The organism is Variovorax sp. LjRoot175 (assembly GCF_964253805.1).
Classification (GTDB): domain Bacteria; phylum Pseudomonadota; class Gammaproteobacteria; order Burkholderiales; family Burkholderiaceae_C; genus Variovorax.
On sequence record NZ_CAXURY020000001.1, the window covers coordinates 1167174 to 1182076 of the forward strand.

17 protein-coding genes are annotated in these 14903 nt (G+C 68.1%); 13 read left to right on the forward strand and 4 right to left on the reverse strand.

All coding sequences use genetic code 11. From position 1 onward, the window contains the following. Positions 1–54 precede the first annotated feature (54 nt). A complete protein-coding gene (locus ACSQ89_RS05875) occupies positions 55–936 on the forward strand; it encodes a cytochrome c oxidase subunit 3 (protein WP_093109058.1) in 882 nt (293 codons plus the stop codon). Between the two features lie 71 nt (positions 937–1007). Here ACSQ89_RS05875 and ACSQ89_RS05880 read toward each other — a convergent pair whose 3' ends face one another. Further along, positions 1008–1238, reverse strand: a complete 231-nt coding sequence (locus tag ACSQ89_RS05880; protein WP_093109057.1) for a twin transmembrane helix small protein — start codon at positions 1236–1238, stop codon at positions 1008–1010. 99 nt (positions 1239–1337) lie between these two features. Between ACSQ89_RS05880 and ACSQ89_RS05885 the strand changes: the two genes are divergently transcribed. Genes ACSQ89_RS05885 through ACSQ89_RS05905 form a run of 5 tightly spaced genes read left to right on the forward strand, consistent with a single transcriptional unit; the run spans position 1338 to position 5440 of the window. Further along, complete coding sequence (locus ACSQ89_RS05885) at positions 1338–2060, forward strand: SURF1 family protein (protein ID WP_436293927.1); 723 nt, start codon at positions 1338–1340, stop codon at positions 2058–2060. Then, positions 2002–2727, forward strand: a complete 726-nt coding sequence (locus ACSQ89_RS05890) for an SCO family protein (protein WP_436293926.1) — start codon at positions 2002–2004, stop codon at positions 2725–2727. Before ACSQ89_RS05885 ends, ACSQ89_RS05890 begins: the two co-directional genes overlap by 59 nt. Before the next feature lie 6 nt (positions 2728–2733). Continuing rightward, entirely contained in the window at positions 2734–3924 is a 1191-nt protein-coding gene (locus tag ACSQ89_RS05895) for a COX15/CtaA family protein (protein ID WP_436293945.1), read from the forward strand. Then, positions 3921–4826, forward strand: coding sequence for a heme o synthase (gene cyoE, locus ACSQ89_RS05900; RefSeq protein ID WP_436293925.1), 906 nt, complete (start codon positions 3921–3923; stop codon positions 4824–4826). The genes ACSQ89_RS05895 and cyoE overlap by 4 nt, the downstream gene beginning before the upstream one ends. 8 nt (positions 4827–4834) lie before the next feature. Beyond that, positions 4835–5440: an SCO family protein gene (locus tag ACSQ89_RS05905; protein WP_093109094.1), complete on the forward strand. Its 606-nt coding sequence runs from the start codon at positions 4835–4837 to the stop codon at positions 5438–5440. A gap of 66 nt (positions 5441–5506) precedes the next feature. Here ACSQ89_RS05905 and rpoH read toward each other — a convergent pair whose 3' ends face one another. From rpoH to ftsY, 3 genes are all read right to left on the reverse strand, one after another. Continuing rightward, positions 5507–6448 carry an RNA polymerase sigma factor RpoH gene (rpoH, locus tag ACSQ89_RS05910; RefSeq protein ID WP_093109053.1) on the reverse strand — a complete coding sequence of 314 codons (942 nt, stop codon included), beginning with the start codon at positions 6446–6448 and terminating at the stop codon, positions 5507–5509. Positions 6449–6616: 168 nt separating this feature from the next. Continuing rightward, positions 6617–7078 (reverse strand): DUF962 domain-containing protein, encoded by a 462-nt coding sequence (locus tag ACSQ89_RS05915; RefSeq protein WP_093109052.1) that lies wholly within the window; start codon positions 7076–7078, stop codon positions 6617–6619. A gap of 61 nt (positions 7079–7139) precedes the next feature. Then, entirely contained in the window at positions 7140–8258 is a 1119-nt protein-coding gene (gene ftsY, locus ACSQ89_RS05920) for a signal recognition particle-docking protein FtsY (RefSeq protein ID WP_093109051.1), read from the reverse strand. Positions 8259–8288: 30 nt separating this feature from the next. Here ftsY and ACSQ89_RS05925 point away from each other — a divergent pair, with 30 nt between their 5' ends. Genes ACSQ89_RS05925 through pxpA form a run of 7 tightly spaced genes read left to right on the forward strand, consistent with a single transcriptional unit; the run spans position 8289 to position 14891 of the window. Further along, positions 8289–9728, forward strand: a complete 1440-nt coding sequence (locus ACSQ89_RS05925; RefSeq protein WP_093109050.1) for a M16 family metallopeptidase — start codon at positions 8289–8291, stop codon at positions 9726–9728. A gap of 14 nt (positions 9729–9742) precedes the next feature. Then, the gene (locus ACSQ89_RS05930) at positions 9743–11179 is read left to right on the forward strand and encodes a M16 family metallopeptidase (RefSeq protein ID WP_436293924.1); all 1437 of its coding nucleotides are present in this window, start codon (positions 9743–9745) and stop codon (positions 11177–11179) included. Between the two features lie 40 nt (positions 11180–11219). Beyond that, positions 11220–11861, forward strand: a complete 642-nt coding sequence (locus ACSQ89_RS05935) for an RsmD family RNA methyltransferase (protein WP_436293923.1) — start codon at positions 11220–11222, stop codon at positions 11859–11861. Between the two features lie 44 nt (positions 11862–11905). Next, positions 11906–12409, forward strand: a complete 504-nt coding sequence (gene coaD, locus ACSQ89_RS05940) for a pantetheine-phosphate adenylyltransferase (protein WP_093109048.1) — start codon at positions 11906–11908, stop codon at positions 12407–12409. Further along, positions 12406–13059, forward strand: a complete 654-nt coding sequence (pxpB, locus tag ACSQ89_RS05945) for a 5-oxoprolinase subunit PxpB (protein WP_093109047.1) — start codon at positions 12406–12408, stop codon at positions 13057–13059. The genes coaD and pxpB overlap by 4 nt, the downstream gene beginning before the upstream one ends. Continuing rightward, positions 13059–14126 (forward strand): biotin-dependent carboxyltransferase family protein, encoded by a 1068-nt coding sequence (locus tag ACSQ89_RS05950; protein WP_436293922.1) that lies wholly within the window; start codon positions 13059–13061, stop codon positions 14124–14126. Before pxpB ends, ACSQ89_RS05950 begins: the two co-directional genes overlap by 1 nt. A 24-nt stretch (positions 14127–14150) precedes the next feature. Further along, the gene (pxpA, locus tag ACSQ89_RS05955) at positions 14151–14891 is read left to right on the forward strand and encodes a 5-oxoprolinase subunit PxpA (RefSeq protein WP_093109092.1); all 741 of its coding nucleotides are present in this window, start codon (positions 14151–14153) and stop codon (positions 14889–14891) included. Positions 14892–14903: the final 12 nt, after the last annotated feature.

Genomic DNA, 14903 nt, shown 5'->3' on the forward strand with positions numbered 1-14903 from the left:
AAGAAGATGCCTGCCCCACAGATTTGAATTGAGAGAAGAAAGCCAGGACCTGATATGAGTTCAACCGCCCACGGCACCACGCCCTACTACTTCGTGCCCCCGCCATCGGCCTACCCGGTCCTGGCCGCGACCGGCTTGCTCTTCGTCATCTTCGGTGCCGCCCAGTGGATCAACGGCCATCAGTGGGGCGCATGGTCGCTGGCGGCGGGCATGCTGCTGTGGCTCGGCACGCTGTTCGTCTGGTTTCGCCGGTCGATCAGCGAAAGTGAAGGCGGCCAGTACGGTCACAAGGTCGACCTCTCGTTCCGCTGGAGCATGAGCTGGTTCATCTTCTCCGAAGTGATGTTCTTCGGTGCCTTCTTCACTGCGCTGTGGTGGGCCCGCACGCATGCGCTGCCCTCGCTCGGCAGCCTCGACAACGCCCTGCTGTGGCCCGACTTCAAGGCCGTGTGGCCCACCGTGGCCGCCGGTGCAACGGGTTCGCCGGCCGACATCGTCGAGCCGTTCCAGACGGTCGGCCCCTTCTGGCTGCCGACCATCAACACGGCGCTGCTGCTGAGCTCGGGCGTCACGCTCACGATCGCCCACCACGCGCTGCGTGCGAACCACCGCGCCCAGGCCGTGCGCTTCATGTGGCTCACCGTGGTGCTCGGCGCGACTTTCCTCGGCGTGCAGGGTTACGAGTACCACCACCTGTACACCGACCTGAACCTCAAGCTCAGCTCGGGTGCCTACGGTTCCACCTTCTTCATGCTGACCGGCTTCCACGGCCTGCACGTGTTCATCGGCATGCTGATGCTGCTGTTCATCACCCTGCGGCTGCGTAGCGGCCATTTCACGCCGGAGCGCCACTTCGGTTTCGAAGGCGCCGCCTGGTACTGGCACTTCGTCGACGTGGTGTGGCTCGGCTTGTACTTCCTGGTCTACTGGCTTTGAGCATCCCCGACGGCACAACAAAAAAGCGCCGAAAGGCGCTTTTTTCATGGTGCTTGTGGAACGAGCACAACCTACTTGCCGAGCGGCAATCCCCCCGGCTGGATGTAGCCGAGCTTCCAGGCCGCCAGCAGGCAGAGGAACAAAACCACCGAGAGGCCGATCCGAACGGTGAGCGCGCGCACCATGCCGCCGCTCTTGGCGCGCCCCTCGCGGCCGTCCCGCAGCATGAAGAACAGCGCGAATCCGAGGCTCGCCAGGATGCCGACGAAGGCGAGGGCGACAAGGTATTTCATGACCCCCATTATCGGCGGCCCGACCCGTCCCCTGACTTGAACGATGACTTTCGGCCCCCTGCGCACAACTCGCGCAGAGGGCGTTTCTGGCTGCTCACGGTGGCTGCCGTGCTCACCCTCGCCGCGACCGTTTCGCTGGGTCGCTGGCAGCTCTCCCGCGCCGCGCAAAAAGAGGCGCTGCAGGCGGAAATCGATGCGCAGAAGAATCTTCCGCCGATCGATCAGCAGGCCTTCCTCGCGCTCGACAAGGCCACGTCGGCCTTGCACCGGCCGGTGCGCCTGCGCGGGCTCTGGCTGGCGCCGCACACGGTCTACCTGGACAACCGCCAGATGCATGGCGTGCCCGGCTTCTACGTGCTCACGCCCTTTGCCGTCGAGGGCAGCGAGCAGACCGTGCTGGTGCAGCGCGGCTGGGTGCAGCGCAATTTCAATGACCGGGCGCAACTCGCGCCGGTCGACACGCCAGCCGGCCTGGTCGAGGTGACCGGCAGGATCGAGCCACCCCCCTCGCACCTGCTTGAACTGGGCAAGGCCGCACCGGGGGCGCCGGCGCAGCCCGGCGCGGGGTCTTCGCCCATCCGGCAGAATCTCGATCTCGAAGCGTTCCGCGCCGAAACCGGTTTGCCCCTGCGGACCGATGTCTCGCTGCAGCAGGCCGGGCCGGCTTCCGAGGGCTTGCAGCGCGACTGGCCGGCTCCCGCGCTGGGTGTCGAAAAGCACTACGGCTATGCGTTCCAGTGGTTCGGGCTCGCGACCCTCGTGGTATTCCTCTATGTCTGGTTTCAATTCATCGCCCCCTACCGCCGCGCGCGCCGTCTCCGCCGCAGCTGACGAGCCGCTCGGCCTGACCGTGCACTCGATGCCGTCGCCGCGCCAGGCCCTGGATGGCGCGGAAGGGCGTCGGACCGTGATCGGCCGCTGGAAGATGATCCTGGTCATGCTGTGCTGCGCGGCGCCGGTGATCGCTTCGTACTTCACCTACTACGTGATCCGGCCCGAGGGCCGGCGCGTCTACGGCGAACTCGTCGATCCGCAGCGCAGCCTGCCCGACCTGGTCGCGACCACGCGCGATGGCGCCCCCGTCCGCTTGTCGACGCTCAAGGGGCAGTGGCTGCTGGTCGCGGTGGGGGATGCGGGCTGCGATGCGCTGTGCGAGCAGCAGCTCTATCTGCAGCGCCAGTTGCGGGAAAGCCTGGGCCGCGAAAAGGATCGGCTCGACCGCGTCTGGCTCGTGAGCGACGCCGCGCCCGTCCCCGAGCGCCTGAACAACGGCTTGCATGGCGCGACGGTGCTGCGCGTGCCGGCGGCTCAATTGGCGCAGTGGCTGGCGCCAGCCTCCGGCCACGCGCTGGCGGAGCATCTGTATGTGGTCGATCCCATCGGCAATTGGATGATGCGTTTTCCCGCCCGCATGGATGCGGCCGGCGCCAGCCGGGCCAAGCGCGATCTCGATCGGCTCCTGCGCGCCTCCGCGTCGTGGGACGAGCCGGGCCGCTAGCCGATCATCATGGAAACGAGCTCGCTCTACGACCTCACGCCGATCGCCTGGCTCATGGGCGTCGGGGTGCTGCTCGCCCTCGGTCCGCTCGCCTGGGTCTGGCGGCGCAACACCGGTGCCGGCCCGGCCCGGCGGCTCTACGCCTTGACCGTGCTCACGCTCTTCCTGACCTTCGATCTCACGCTGTTCGGTGCCTTCACGCGGCTCACCGATTCGGGCCTGGGCTGCCCCGACTGGCCCGGTTGCTACGGCAATGCCAGCCCATTCGGCGCCAGCCACGACATCGCGATGGCCGAGGCCGCGCAGCCGACCGGCCCGGTGACACACAGCAAGGCATGGGTGGAAATGGTCCATCGCTACCTGGCCACCGGCGTCGGCGTGCTGATCCTCGCGCTGGCCGTCGCCACCTGGCGCGCGCGCTGGCGCCAGCGGCACGACGCGCAGCATGCGCGCGAACGGCCGCTCAGTGCCTGGTGGCCGGCCGCGACCCTGGTCTGGGTCTGCCTGCAGGGCGCCTTCGGTGCATTGACTGTGACCTGGAAGCTCTATCCCGCCATCGTCACGCTCCACCTGCTGGGCGCCGTCGTGCTGCTGGCGCTGCTGTGCATCCAGGCCGTGCGCTACCGGCAGGCGGCGGCGGGACGGCTGCCCACGGCCGTGCCGCCGATGCTGCGCACGCTGTTGATCGCCGTGACCGCGTTGCTCGTGCTGCAGATCGCGCTCGGCGGCTGGGTCAGCACCAACTACGCGGTGCTCGCCTGCACCCAGTTCCCGATCTGCCAGAACAGCTGGTGGCCGCCCATGAACTTCACGCAGGGCTTCCAGATCTGGCGCTCGCTCGGCGAGTCGGCCAACGGCACGCCGATCGACTTCGCAGCGCTGACTGCCATTCACTACGTTCATCGGCTGATGGCCTACCTGGTGTTCGTCGCGCTCGGCGTGCTGGTCTGGCAGCTGCGCCGCATCGCACCGCTGCGCGCGCAGGCGAAATGGCTGGCCGGCCTGGCGCTGTTGCAGCTCGCGACCGGCCTCGGCAACGTGCTGCTCGGATGGCCGCTGGTGGCGGCCGTTCTTCATACCGGTGGCGCCGCTGCGCTCGCGGTGGTGCTGACCTGGGCGCTGTGCGAAAGCCGGGCCGAGCGCGCAGCCGTGCCGGCAGGCACTCGCGCCCCCCGCGGCAAGATGGAGGTCGCATGACCACGCCTGCATCGATCCACAGCCCGAGCACCGCCAGCGTCCTGCGCCAGTTCTATGCGCTGACCAAGCCGCGCGTCGTGCAGCTGATCGTGTTCTGCGCACTCATCGGCATGGTGCTCGCAGTGCCCGGCGTGCCCGGCATGGCCGAATTGCAGCGCGGCGCGCTGGCCTGCATCGGCATCTGGCTGGTGGCCGGCGCGGCGGCGGCCTTCAACTGCCTGGTCGAGAAGGGCATCGATGCGAAGATGAAGCGCACGGCCTGGCGGCCCACCGCGCGCGGCCAGCTGAGCGACCGGCAGGCGCTGGTGTTCTCGGCCGCGCTGTGCGCTGCCGGCTCGGCCGTGCTGTGGTTCGCGGTGAACCCGCTCACGATGTGGCTGACCTTCGCGACCTTCGTCGGCTATGCCGTGGTCTACACCGTGATCCTCAAGCCGCTGACGCCGCAGAACATCGTGATCGGCGGCGCTTCCGGCGCGATGCCGCCGGTGCTGGGTTGGGCTGCGATGACGGGCGAGGTCGGGCCCGAGGCGCTGATCCTCTTCCTCATCATCTTCCTGTGGACGCCGCCGCACTTCTGGGCGCTGGCGCTCTACCGCGTCGAGGACTATCGCAAGGCCGGCCTGCCGATGCTGCCGGTGACGCACGGCAACGAGTTCACGCGGCTGCAGGTGCTGCTCTATACCTTCATCCTCTTCGCCGCCTGCCTGATGCCTTTCATCTACGGCATGAGCGGATGGCTGTACCTGGCGGTCGCCATCGGGGTGAGCATCGGCTTTACCGGCTACGCCTTCGCGCTGTGGCGCAACTACTCCGACGCGCTGGCGCGCAAGACCTTCCGTTTTTCACTGATCCATCTGAGCGTGCTGTTCGCAGCGCTGCTGATCGACCACTACCTGCGATGAACGAACTCATGAACAAGCGGCATGCACTTCGGTTGATGGCCTGGACCGGCCTCGCGGCGGCGGTGGGGTTGAACCTCGCGGCATGCTCGGAGAAAAAGCCCAGCTTCAATGCCGTGGACATCACGGGCGCCGACTACGCCAAGGGCTTCTCGCTGACCGATGCCGACGGCAAGCTGCGCACCCTGGCCGACTTCAAGGGCAAGGTCGTGGTGCTGTTCTTCGGCTATGCGCAATGCCCCGACGTCTGTCCGACGACCATGAGCGAGATGGCACAGGTCAAGCAGCAGCTGGGCGCCGACAGCGACAAGCTGCAGGTGCTGTTCGTCACGGTCGATCCGGAGCGCGACACGCCGGCGGTGATGAAGGCCTACATGGGCGCCTTCGATCCGGCCTTCGTCGCGCTGATTCCCACGCCCGAGCAGCTGCCGGCATTGGCGAAGGACTTCAAGGCCTACTACAAGAAGGTCGAAGGCAAGACGCCGACCAGCTACTCCATGGACCACTCGGCGGCCAGCTTCGTCTACGACACCGAGGGCCGGCTGCGACTCTATGCGCGCTACGGCGCGGGCGTGCCGGCGATGGTGTCGGACGTGAAGGCGCTGCTCAAGTCCTGACCGGACGCTGTCGAAGCAATGAAAAAGCCCGGCGAAGGCCGGGCTTGATCGGGATCGAAGAGCGCCTCAGGCGAAGTCTGCCAGCGCCTTCTTCATCTTCTTCATGGCCGCCACCTCGATCTGGCGAATGCGCTCGGCGCTCACGCCGTACACCGCGGCCAGGTCGTGCAGCGTCATGCCGCCCGAGCCGTCGTCGTTGACCTTGAGCCAGCGCTCTTCCACGATGCGGCGGCTGCGCTCGTCCAGCGCTTGCAGCGCGGTCGAGATGCCGTCGGTCGACAGACGGTCGCGTTGCCGCGATTCGAGCTGGGCGGTGGGCTCCTGCGTGGCGTCGGCCAGGTAGGCGATGGGGCCGAAACCGTCGTCGCCGTCGTCCGAGGGGCTCGGATCGAGCAGCACGTCGCCGCCGGACAGGCGCGTTTCCATCTCCAGCACTTCTTCGGGCTTCACGTTCAGGCGGGTCGCCATTTGCGAGACTTCGTCCGCGCTCAAGGTGTCGCGGTGCGTGTCGCCGTCGCCGGCGGCCGAGTCGGCCTTGAAGCTCTGCTTCATCGAGCGCAGGTTGAAGAACAGCTTGCGCTGAGCCTTGGTCGTCGCGACCTTGACCATGCGCCAGTTCTTCAGGATGTACTCGTGAATCTCGGCCTTGATCCAGTGCATCGCGTAGCTGACCAGCCGCACGCCCTGATCGGGGTCGAAACGCTTCACGGCCTTCATCAGGCCGACGTTGCCTTCCTGGATCAGGTCGCCGTGCGGCAGCCCATAGCCCAGGTACTGGCGGGAGATCGAAACCACGAGGCGCAGGTGCGAGAGGATCAACGCGCCCGCAGCTTCGAGATCGTTGTGGTCGCGCAAACGGCGCGCGAAACCCTGCTCTTCCTCGAGCGTGAGCAAGGGCAAGCGGTTGGCTGCCGAAATGTAAGCGTCCAGGTTACCCAGCGGAGGCACCATCGACCACGGATTGGCGACGGCAAGCTGGTTGGCAGACGCTCCGGACAGTGTTGTCATTGGGGGGAACTCCTTCGTTGGCGGGCATATTAGCACTCGGTTTGAGGGAGTGCTAAGCTTAGGGTTTCCACCCATTTCCAATGGGGTTGATAGGCACAGCCTATTCCAACGCCGTCCTCATTTGGATGGGACGGTGTCTGATCCGGGTGACCGGGAAAGGTTTCCCGTCTACCAGCGCAGGCCGAGCCGCAAGAAGAGGCGCGACAGCACGAACAAGGGGCCGACCCAGAGGTACTGGATGTCCTCGAAGAAGGACGGCTTCTTGCCTTCGATCTTGTGGCCGATGAACTGGAAGATCCACGCCACGACGAAGATAACGGCGGAAACCGGCAACACAAGGTCTCCCATCGCATGCACCACGGCCAGCAGCAGCACCGTGCCGATCAGCATCGTGGCCAGGAAGGCCGGCGAGCGCAGCGTCGCGTAGTAGACCAGGCTGGCCGCGACGAAGGCGTAGGCCACCCAGGGGTGCAGCGCGAACAGCAGGCCGACGATGCTGAACATGATCGCGGGAATGGCGACCATGTGGATCGCCTCGTTGGTCGGGTTCTGGTGGCTTTCGCCGTAGTGGGCAAGCAGGCGGTCGACCTTGCGGTCGGTGCCGGTCAAGGGCGTGTCGGCGATGTGCATGGCAGTCTCCTGGCGGGCTCTGCGGCCCCGAATGATGATGCCAGAAGCAGGGCCGCGGACGCTAGCCCATCAGGGCCTGGGCAAATTCGCGCGCCTTGAAGGTCTCCAGGTCCTCCAGCTTCTCGCCGACGCCGATGAAATAGACCGGAATCGGCCGCTCCCGGGCGATGGCGCACAGCACGCCGCCCTTGGCCGTGCCGTCCAGCTTGGTGATGACGAGGCCCGTCAGGCCCAGCGTCTCGTCGAAAGCCTTGACCTGGGCCAGCGCGTTCTGCCCGGTGTTGCCGTCGATCACCAGCAGCACCTCGTGCGGCGCGCTCGCGTCGGCCCGGTTGACGACGCGCTTGATCTTCTTCAGCTCGTCCATCAGGTGCAGCTGCGTCGGCAGCCGGCCGGCGGTGTCGACCAGCACCACATCCTTGCCGCGCGCCTTGCCGGCATTGACCGCATCGAAGCTCACGGCCGCCGGGTCGCCGCCTTCCTGGCTCACGATCTCGACCGTGTTGCGGTCGGCCCAGACCAGCAGCTGCTCGCGCGCCGCCGCCCGAAAGGTGTCGGCCGCGGCCAGCAGCACGGAAGCGCCCTCGTTGGCCAGGTGCTTGGTGAGCTTGCCGATCGAGGTGGTCTTGCCCGCGCCGTTGACGCCGGCCACCATGATCACGGTCGGCGTGTGCTCGCCGATCACCAGCGATTTTTCCAGCGGGCGCAGCAGGTCCGCGATGGCGTCGGCCAGGAGCAGCTTGACCTGCGAGGCCTCGGTCGCCATGCTGCTCTTGACGCGGCGGCGCAGATCCTCGAGCAGGTGCTCGGTGGCCTTGACGCCGGTGTCGGCCATCAGCAGCGCGGCTTCGAGCTCCTCGTAGAGCGCGTCGTCGATCTGCGCATTGACGAAGGCCGCGGTGATGCTGTTGCCGGTCTTGCGCAGGCCGGTCTTGAGCTTGCCGAGCCAGCCGCTGCGCTGCTCGGCCTCGGCTGGGGGCGTTTCGATGGGCGGTGGTGCGGGCGCGGCAGCAGGGGCTGGCGGCGGCTCGTCGGCAGACGGCTTGCCGCCAAACCAGCTCGAGGGCGAAAAGACCGACTTGGCGGGCGGCGGCGGCTCGGCAGGCAGTGGGGCCGGCGAAGCCGCAGGTGCCAGGGCAGGGCTCTCGGCCGGCGGTTTTTTCTTGAAGAAACTGAACATTTGGGGGGTTTTTACAATCCGAGCCATTCTATGAAACACCCCTCGCCACGCCGCGCTGCGTCTGGTGCGGTGCTGGCCTCGGTGCTGTTCGCGCTGCCGATCCTGCCTGCACTTGCGCAGCAAACCCTGCCGGCCGCCTCCGTCCCTGCCCAAGCCCGACAGTTCACCCTCGCCAACGGCATGACCCTGATCGTCAAGCCCGACCGGCGCGCGCCGACCGCGGTGCAGATGCTCTGGGTGCGTGTCGGCTCGATCGACGAGGTCGACGGCACCTCGGGCGTGGCGCACGTGCTCGAACACATGATGTTCAAGGGCACCAAAGAACTGAAGGCCGGCGAGTTCTCGCGCCGCGTCGCCGCGCTCGGCGGGCGCGAGAACGCCTTCACCACGCGCGACTACACCGGCTACTACCAGCAGATCCCGGCCGACAAGCTGGAGCAGGTGATGAAGCTGGAGTCCGACCGCTTCGCGAACAGCCAGTGGCCGGACGACGAGTTCAAGCGCGAGATCGAGGTCGTCAAGGAAGAGCGCCGCTTGCGCACCGACGACCAGCCGCGCGCCCTGCTCGGCGAGCAGCAGAACGCCGCCGTCTTCATCGCCTCGCCCTACCACCGGCCCATCGTCGGCTGGATGAGCGATCTCGATGCAATGACGCCGGCCGATGCGCGCGCCTTCTTCCAGCGCTGGTACGTGCCGGCCAACGCGGCCGTGGTGGTGGCGGGCGATGTCGACGTCGAGAAAGTGCGCGCCATGGCCGAGAAGTACTACGGCCGCATTCCGAGCCGCGCGGTGCCCGAGCGCAAGCCCCGCATCGAACCCGCGCAACGCGGTATCCGCCGCATCGAGTTCAAGGCGCCGGCCGAGCAGGCCTACGTCTCGCTCGCCTTCCGCGTGCCGCAGATACCGGCCACCGACCAGTTCGACGGTGCGAGCGATTCCTATGCGCTGGTGGTGCTGTCCGCGGTGCTCGACGGCTACCCCGGTGCGCGGCTCGACCGCGCGCTGACGCAGGGTCCGGACCGCGTGGCCGATTCGGCCGGCGCGTACGCGGGCTTCGTCGGCCGCGGCCCGCAACTTTTCGTGCTCGACGGCGTGCCGGCCGCGGGCAAGAGCGCGGAAGCGGTCGAGGCCGCGCTGCGCGCGCAGGTAGCGCTGATCGCGCGCGAGGGCATCGGCGCGGCCGAGCTGGCGCGCGTCAAGACCCAGTGGGTAGCGAGCGAAACCTACAAGCTCGATTCGGTGATGTCGCAGGCGCGCGAACTCGGCAGCAACTGGATTCAGGGCCTGCCGCTCGACGCCAGCGCACGCATCATCGCGCGGCTGCAGGCCGTCACTGCCGAGCAGGTGCAGGCGGTGGCTGCCAAGTACTTCGGCGACGAGCAGCTGACCGCCGCCGCATTGCGGCCGCTGCCGCCCGAGACGAATCGCCGCCCGCGCGGCTTTGCAGCGCCGGCCGGCGAGCTGCGCTGAAAGGGTTCCGCTTCATGCTGTCTCTCAAGAACAAGACTCTGCTGAGCGCCGTGCTGGCGGGCGCATCGGTCCTCTTCGGCGCCTCCGCCCAGGCCGCCATACCGATCGAGCATTGGGCGCTGCCCAACGGCGCGAAGATTTATCTCGCCGCCACCAACGCCTTGCCGATCGTCGATGTGCAGATCGATTTCGACGCCGGCAGCCGGCGCGATCCGCCCGCGCAGGCCGGCCTGGCGGGCGTGACGGCCGGCATGGTCGAGAAGGGTATTCGCGCGAGCGGGCGTCCCGCTGCCGGGCCGCCCCAAAGCGGGACAGCCCCCTCGGGGGGCAGCGAGGACACGTCAGTGCCGAGCTTGGGGGCCTACGACGCGGCGATGGACGAGAACGCGCTCGGCGAAGCCTGGGCCGATCTGGGCGCGAACTTCGATGCCAGCGCAGGCTCCGACCGCATGAGCTTCTCGCTGCGCACGCTGTCCCAGCCAGCATTGCTCGACAAGGCGGTGCGATTGGCCTCGCGCGAAATCGGCGAACCGGCCTTTCCCGAAGACGTGTGGAAGCGCGAGCGCGAACAGCTCAACGCGTCGATCCGCGAAGCCAACACCAAACCCGCGACCATCGCCGGCCGCGCCTTCTCGCAGGCGGCCTACGGCACGCATCCCTATGGCCAGGACACGACCGAGGCCACGTTGGCGCAGATCGACGTCGCCACGATGCGCCAGCGCTACGAGCAGCTCATCCTGCCTTGCCGCGCCAAGCTCAGCATCGTGGGCGCGGTCACGCGCGCGCAGGCGGAGGCTATCGCAACCACGCTGTTGTCGCGCCTGCCCATGGCGACCGAGCCCGGCGGCTGCACCGCGTTGCCGCCCGTGCCGCAGGTCGCCGCGCTCGCCGCGGCGAAGGACGAACGCCTGCCTTTCGATTCGGCGCAGGCGCACGTGTGGATCGGCCAGCCCGGCTACCCGCGCAGCGACCCGGACCATTTCGCGCTCACGCTCGGCAACTACGTCCTCGGCGGCGGCGGCTTCGTTTCGCGCCTGACCGAGGAGGTGCGCGAGAAGCGCGGCCTGGCCTACAGCGTCTACAGCAGCTTCTCGCCGGGGCTGCACGCGGGCGCCTTCCGCATCGGCTTCCAGACCCGCCCCGACCAGGCCGCGGAAGCGGTGAAGGTCGCGCGCGAGGTGCTCGCGAAGTTCGTTGCCGAGGGACCGACCGCGGTCGAACTCAAGGCTGCCAAGGACAACCTGATCGGCGGTTTCCCGCTGCTGCTCGACAGCAACCGCAAGCTGCTCGGCAACGTGTCCAACATCGCGTGGAACGATCTGCCGCTCGACTATCTCGACACCTGGACCGCGCGCATGAACGCGGTCACCGCGGCCGACATCAAGGCCGCATTCGCGCGCAAGCTGCAGCCCGAGCGGATGGTGACGGTGGTGGTAGGCGGCAAGCCTTGAGGGGCAAGAGCTCATGCGTGGCTGACGTTAAGCTGTGCGCGTGAAAGCCATAGCCCGAACCACACCCCCTGCATCGCCCAAGCTCGCGAAGGCGCCCCGCGCCATCCGCATCATCGGCGGCCAATGGCGGCGCACGCGCCTTGCCGTGGCCGACAAGCCCGGCCTTCGCCCAACGCCCGATCGCGTGCGCGAGACGCTGTTCAACTGGCTTGCGAGCCTGGCGGGCGCCGGCGGCGGCGAGCTGCCGGGCTGGCATTGCATCGACGCCTTCGCCGGCACCGGCGCACTGGGCCTCGAAGCCGCATCGCGCGGCGCCGCTTCGGTGCTGCTGTGCGAGCAGGACGCGACGCTGGTGGCGCAACTGCAGACATTGAAGACCAAGCTGGCGGCCGAAGCGGTGCGCATCGAGCGCGGCAACGGCGTCACCGCGCTGGAACGCGCGCCGGCCGGCAGCGCACATGCGGTCTTCCTCGATCCGCCCTTCGAGAACGCGGCGCTGTACGAGCCCGCGCTGCGCGCCGCCGCGCGTGCCCTGCAGCCAGGGGGCGTGATCTATCTCGAAGCCGCTCGTCGCTGGAGCGACGAGGAACTGGTCGCGCTGGGGCTCGCGGCCTATCGCTATCTCAAGGCCGGCGCGGTGCATGCGCATCTCCTGATACTTGCGACTGACAGCACTGCATAATCCGCCGGATCAGGCCGCATCAACTGCATGAGGAGGAAGCCACCATGTCCAGCAACGTGATCGCGGTATACCCCGGCACCTTCGACCCCATGACGCTCGGTCATGAAGACGTGGTGCGTCGAGCGACCCAGCTGTTTTCCAAGGTCATCGTCGCGGTGGCGGCCGGCCATCACAAGAAGGCCTTGTTCACGCTGCAGGAACGCATGGACATGGCGCGCACGGCGGTTCAGCCGTACAGCGACCAGGTCACCGTGGAAAGCTTTTCGGGACTCCTGCGCGATTTCGTCGTCGCGCGGGGCGGCAAGGCCATGGTGCGCGGCCTGCGCGCGGTGACCGACTTCGACTATGAGTTCCAGCTCGCCGGCATGAACCGTTCGCTGATGCCGGATGTGGAAACAGTGTTCCTGACGCCCAGCGACAAGTACCAGTTCATCTCGAGCACCTTCGTGCGCGAGATCGCGATGCTTGGCGGCGAGGTCGACAAGTTCGTTTCGCCCAACGTCCAGGACAGCCTGATGGCCAAGGTGCGGAGCCTCGGCCGCGAATGACGCCGCCCCGTCTCCATGCGCTGGGTGACGCCGCACTGCTGTGCGAACTCCCCGCACCGGCGACGCTGGCACAGCAGCAACAGATCTGGGCATTGGCCACCGAAGCGCTGCAGTGGCGCGGCGTCCACGAAGTCCTGCCCGGCATGAACAACCTGAGCCTGCTGTTCGACCCGGAGCAGATAGATGCTGCCGAGCTCGAGATGCAGGTGCTTTCCGCGTGGCCGCAACTGGCCGCGACCTCGATCCAGGGGCGCGAGATCGAGATTCCGGTCGCCTATGGCGGCGAGGCCGGCCCTGACCTCGCCGACGTGGCTGCGCACACCGGTCTGACGCCGGCCGAGGTCGTGCGGCGCCACAGTGCCGGCGAATACATCGTGTACCTGCTCGGCTTCCTGCCGGGCTTCGCGTTCCTGGGCGGGCTGCCGCCCGAGCTGGCGACGCCGCGGCGTGCCGAACCCCGCGTCGCGGTGCCGGCCCGCTCGGTCGGCATCGGCGGCGAGCAGACCGGCATCTATCCGCTGGTGTCGCCGGGCGGCTGGCAACTGATCGGGCGGACCTCGCTCGAACTCTTCGACCCGCGCGCGGAGGAGCCGACCCTGCTGCGCCCTGGCGACCGCGTGCACTTCCTCGTGGAAAGCCTCGACGCGTGATGTCGAGCGCCTTCCTGACGATCCTGCGCCCCGGCATGCTGGCCTCGGTGCAGGACCTGGGCCGCTACGGCCATCGCCAGCAGGGCATCTGTCCGGGCGGCGCGCTCGATGCGCTGGCCCTCACGCTGGCCAACCGGCTGGTCGGCAATGCCGACGGCGCGGCCGGCCTGGAGCTCACGATGGGCGGCTGCGAAATCCGGTTCGAATCGTCCACCCGCATCGCCCTGGCCGGCGATGACTTCGGCGCCCGGCTCGACGGTGCGCCGCTGTGGCCTTGCTGGAGCGTTCCGGTGGCGGCGGGCCAGGTGCTCAAGCTGGGCGGTGCCAACCAGTGGAGTTCCAAGGAAGGGCTGCGCAGCTGGCTGGCGGTGGCGGGCGGCATCGATGTGCAGCCGGTCCTCGGCTCGCGCAGCACCGACTTGAAGGCCGGCTTCGGCGGCCATCTGGGCCGGGCGCTGAAGAAGAACGACCGGTTGCCCCTGGGCGTGCCGGCCCTGGATGCGCCACAGATGGCGCGCCGCGCCTTCGGTTTGCGCGCGCCCGAGTGGGAGCACGACGACGACGGCGCGCTGGTGCTGCGCGTCATGCCCGGCCCCGAGTTCGAGCAGTTCACCGTGGCCTCGCGCGAACTGCTGTGGCGTGAGCCCTGGCGCACCACGTCGCAGAGCAACCGCATGGGCAACCGGCTCGAAGGCCCCGAGCTCAAGCGTAAGCGCAGCGCCGACATGCTGTCCTCGGCGGTGATCCCCGGCACGATCCAGGTGCCGCCCTCGGGGCAACCGATCATCCTGATGGGCGATGCGCAGACCACCGGTGGCTATCCGCGCATCGGCGTCGTCATCCGGGCCGACCTCTGGAAGCTCGCGCGGGCGCCGCTCAACGGCCGGCTGCGGCTCGCGCCGGTCGATGCGGCAGCGGCGCTGGAAGCCTGGGCCGATCAGCAGCGCTACCTGGCGCAGGTGGCGCAAGCCCTGGCGTCTGCAGGCTGGCGCACGACAGCGCAAAATTCCCCCAAGGAAGCCCATGAACCCCCACGCTCATCACTTCGTGTATTCGCTGCCCCCTGAGGCGGCTCTGCGGGAGGCATGACCATGCAGATTGACCTCAACGCCGACCTCGGCGAAGGCTGCGACAACGACGAAGCGCTGCTTCGCCTCGTGAGCTCGGCCAACATCGCCTGCGGCTGGCATGCGGGCGATGCCAAGACCATGCGCCAGTGCGTGCGCTGGGCCATCGCCAACGGCGTGGCCATCGGCGCGCATCCCAGCTTCCCGGACCGCGAGAACTTCGGCCGCAGCGAAATGCAGCTGCCGCCCGAAGAAATCGTTGCCGGCGTGCTCTACCAGGTCGGCGCGCTGGCGGCGATCGTCAAGGCCGAAGGCGGCACGCTGGCGCACGTCAAGCCGCATGGTGCGCTCTACAACCAGGCGGTGAAGGACCCGGTGCTGGCCGAGGCGATCTGCGAAGCGGTGCGGCGCTTCGACCCTGGCCTGCGCTTCTTCGGGCTTGCGGGCAGCGGCATGATCAGCGCCGCCGAGCGCGCCGGCCTGAAGCCGGTGGAGGAAGTGTTCGCCGACCGCGGCTACATGCCCGACGGCAGCCTGGTGCCGCGCAGCCGGCCCGGCGCCCTGATCGAGGACGAAGAGCAATCGTTGGCGCAGACGCTCTCCCTGGTGCGCGATCACAAGGTGACCGCCATCGACGGCACGGTGGTCGACGTCAATGCGCAGACGGTTTGCCTGCATGGCGACGGCGCGCATGCGCTGGAGTTTGCGAAGCGCATCCGCGAGCGCCTCGCGACCGAGGGCATTGCTGTCGCTGCCACGGTCTGACTTCGTCGCGCG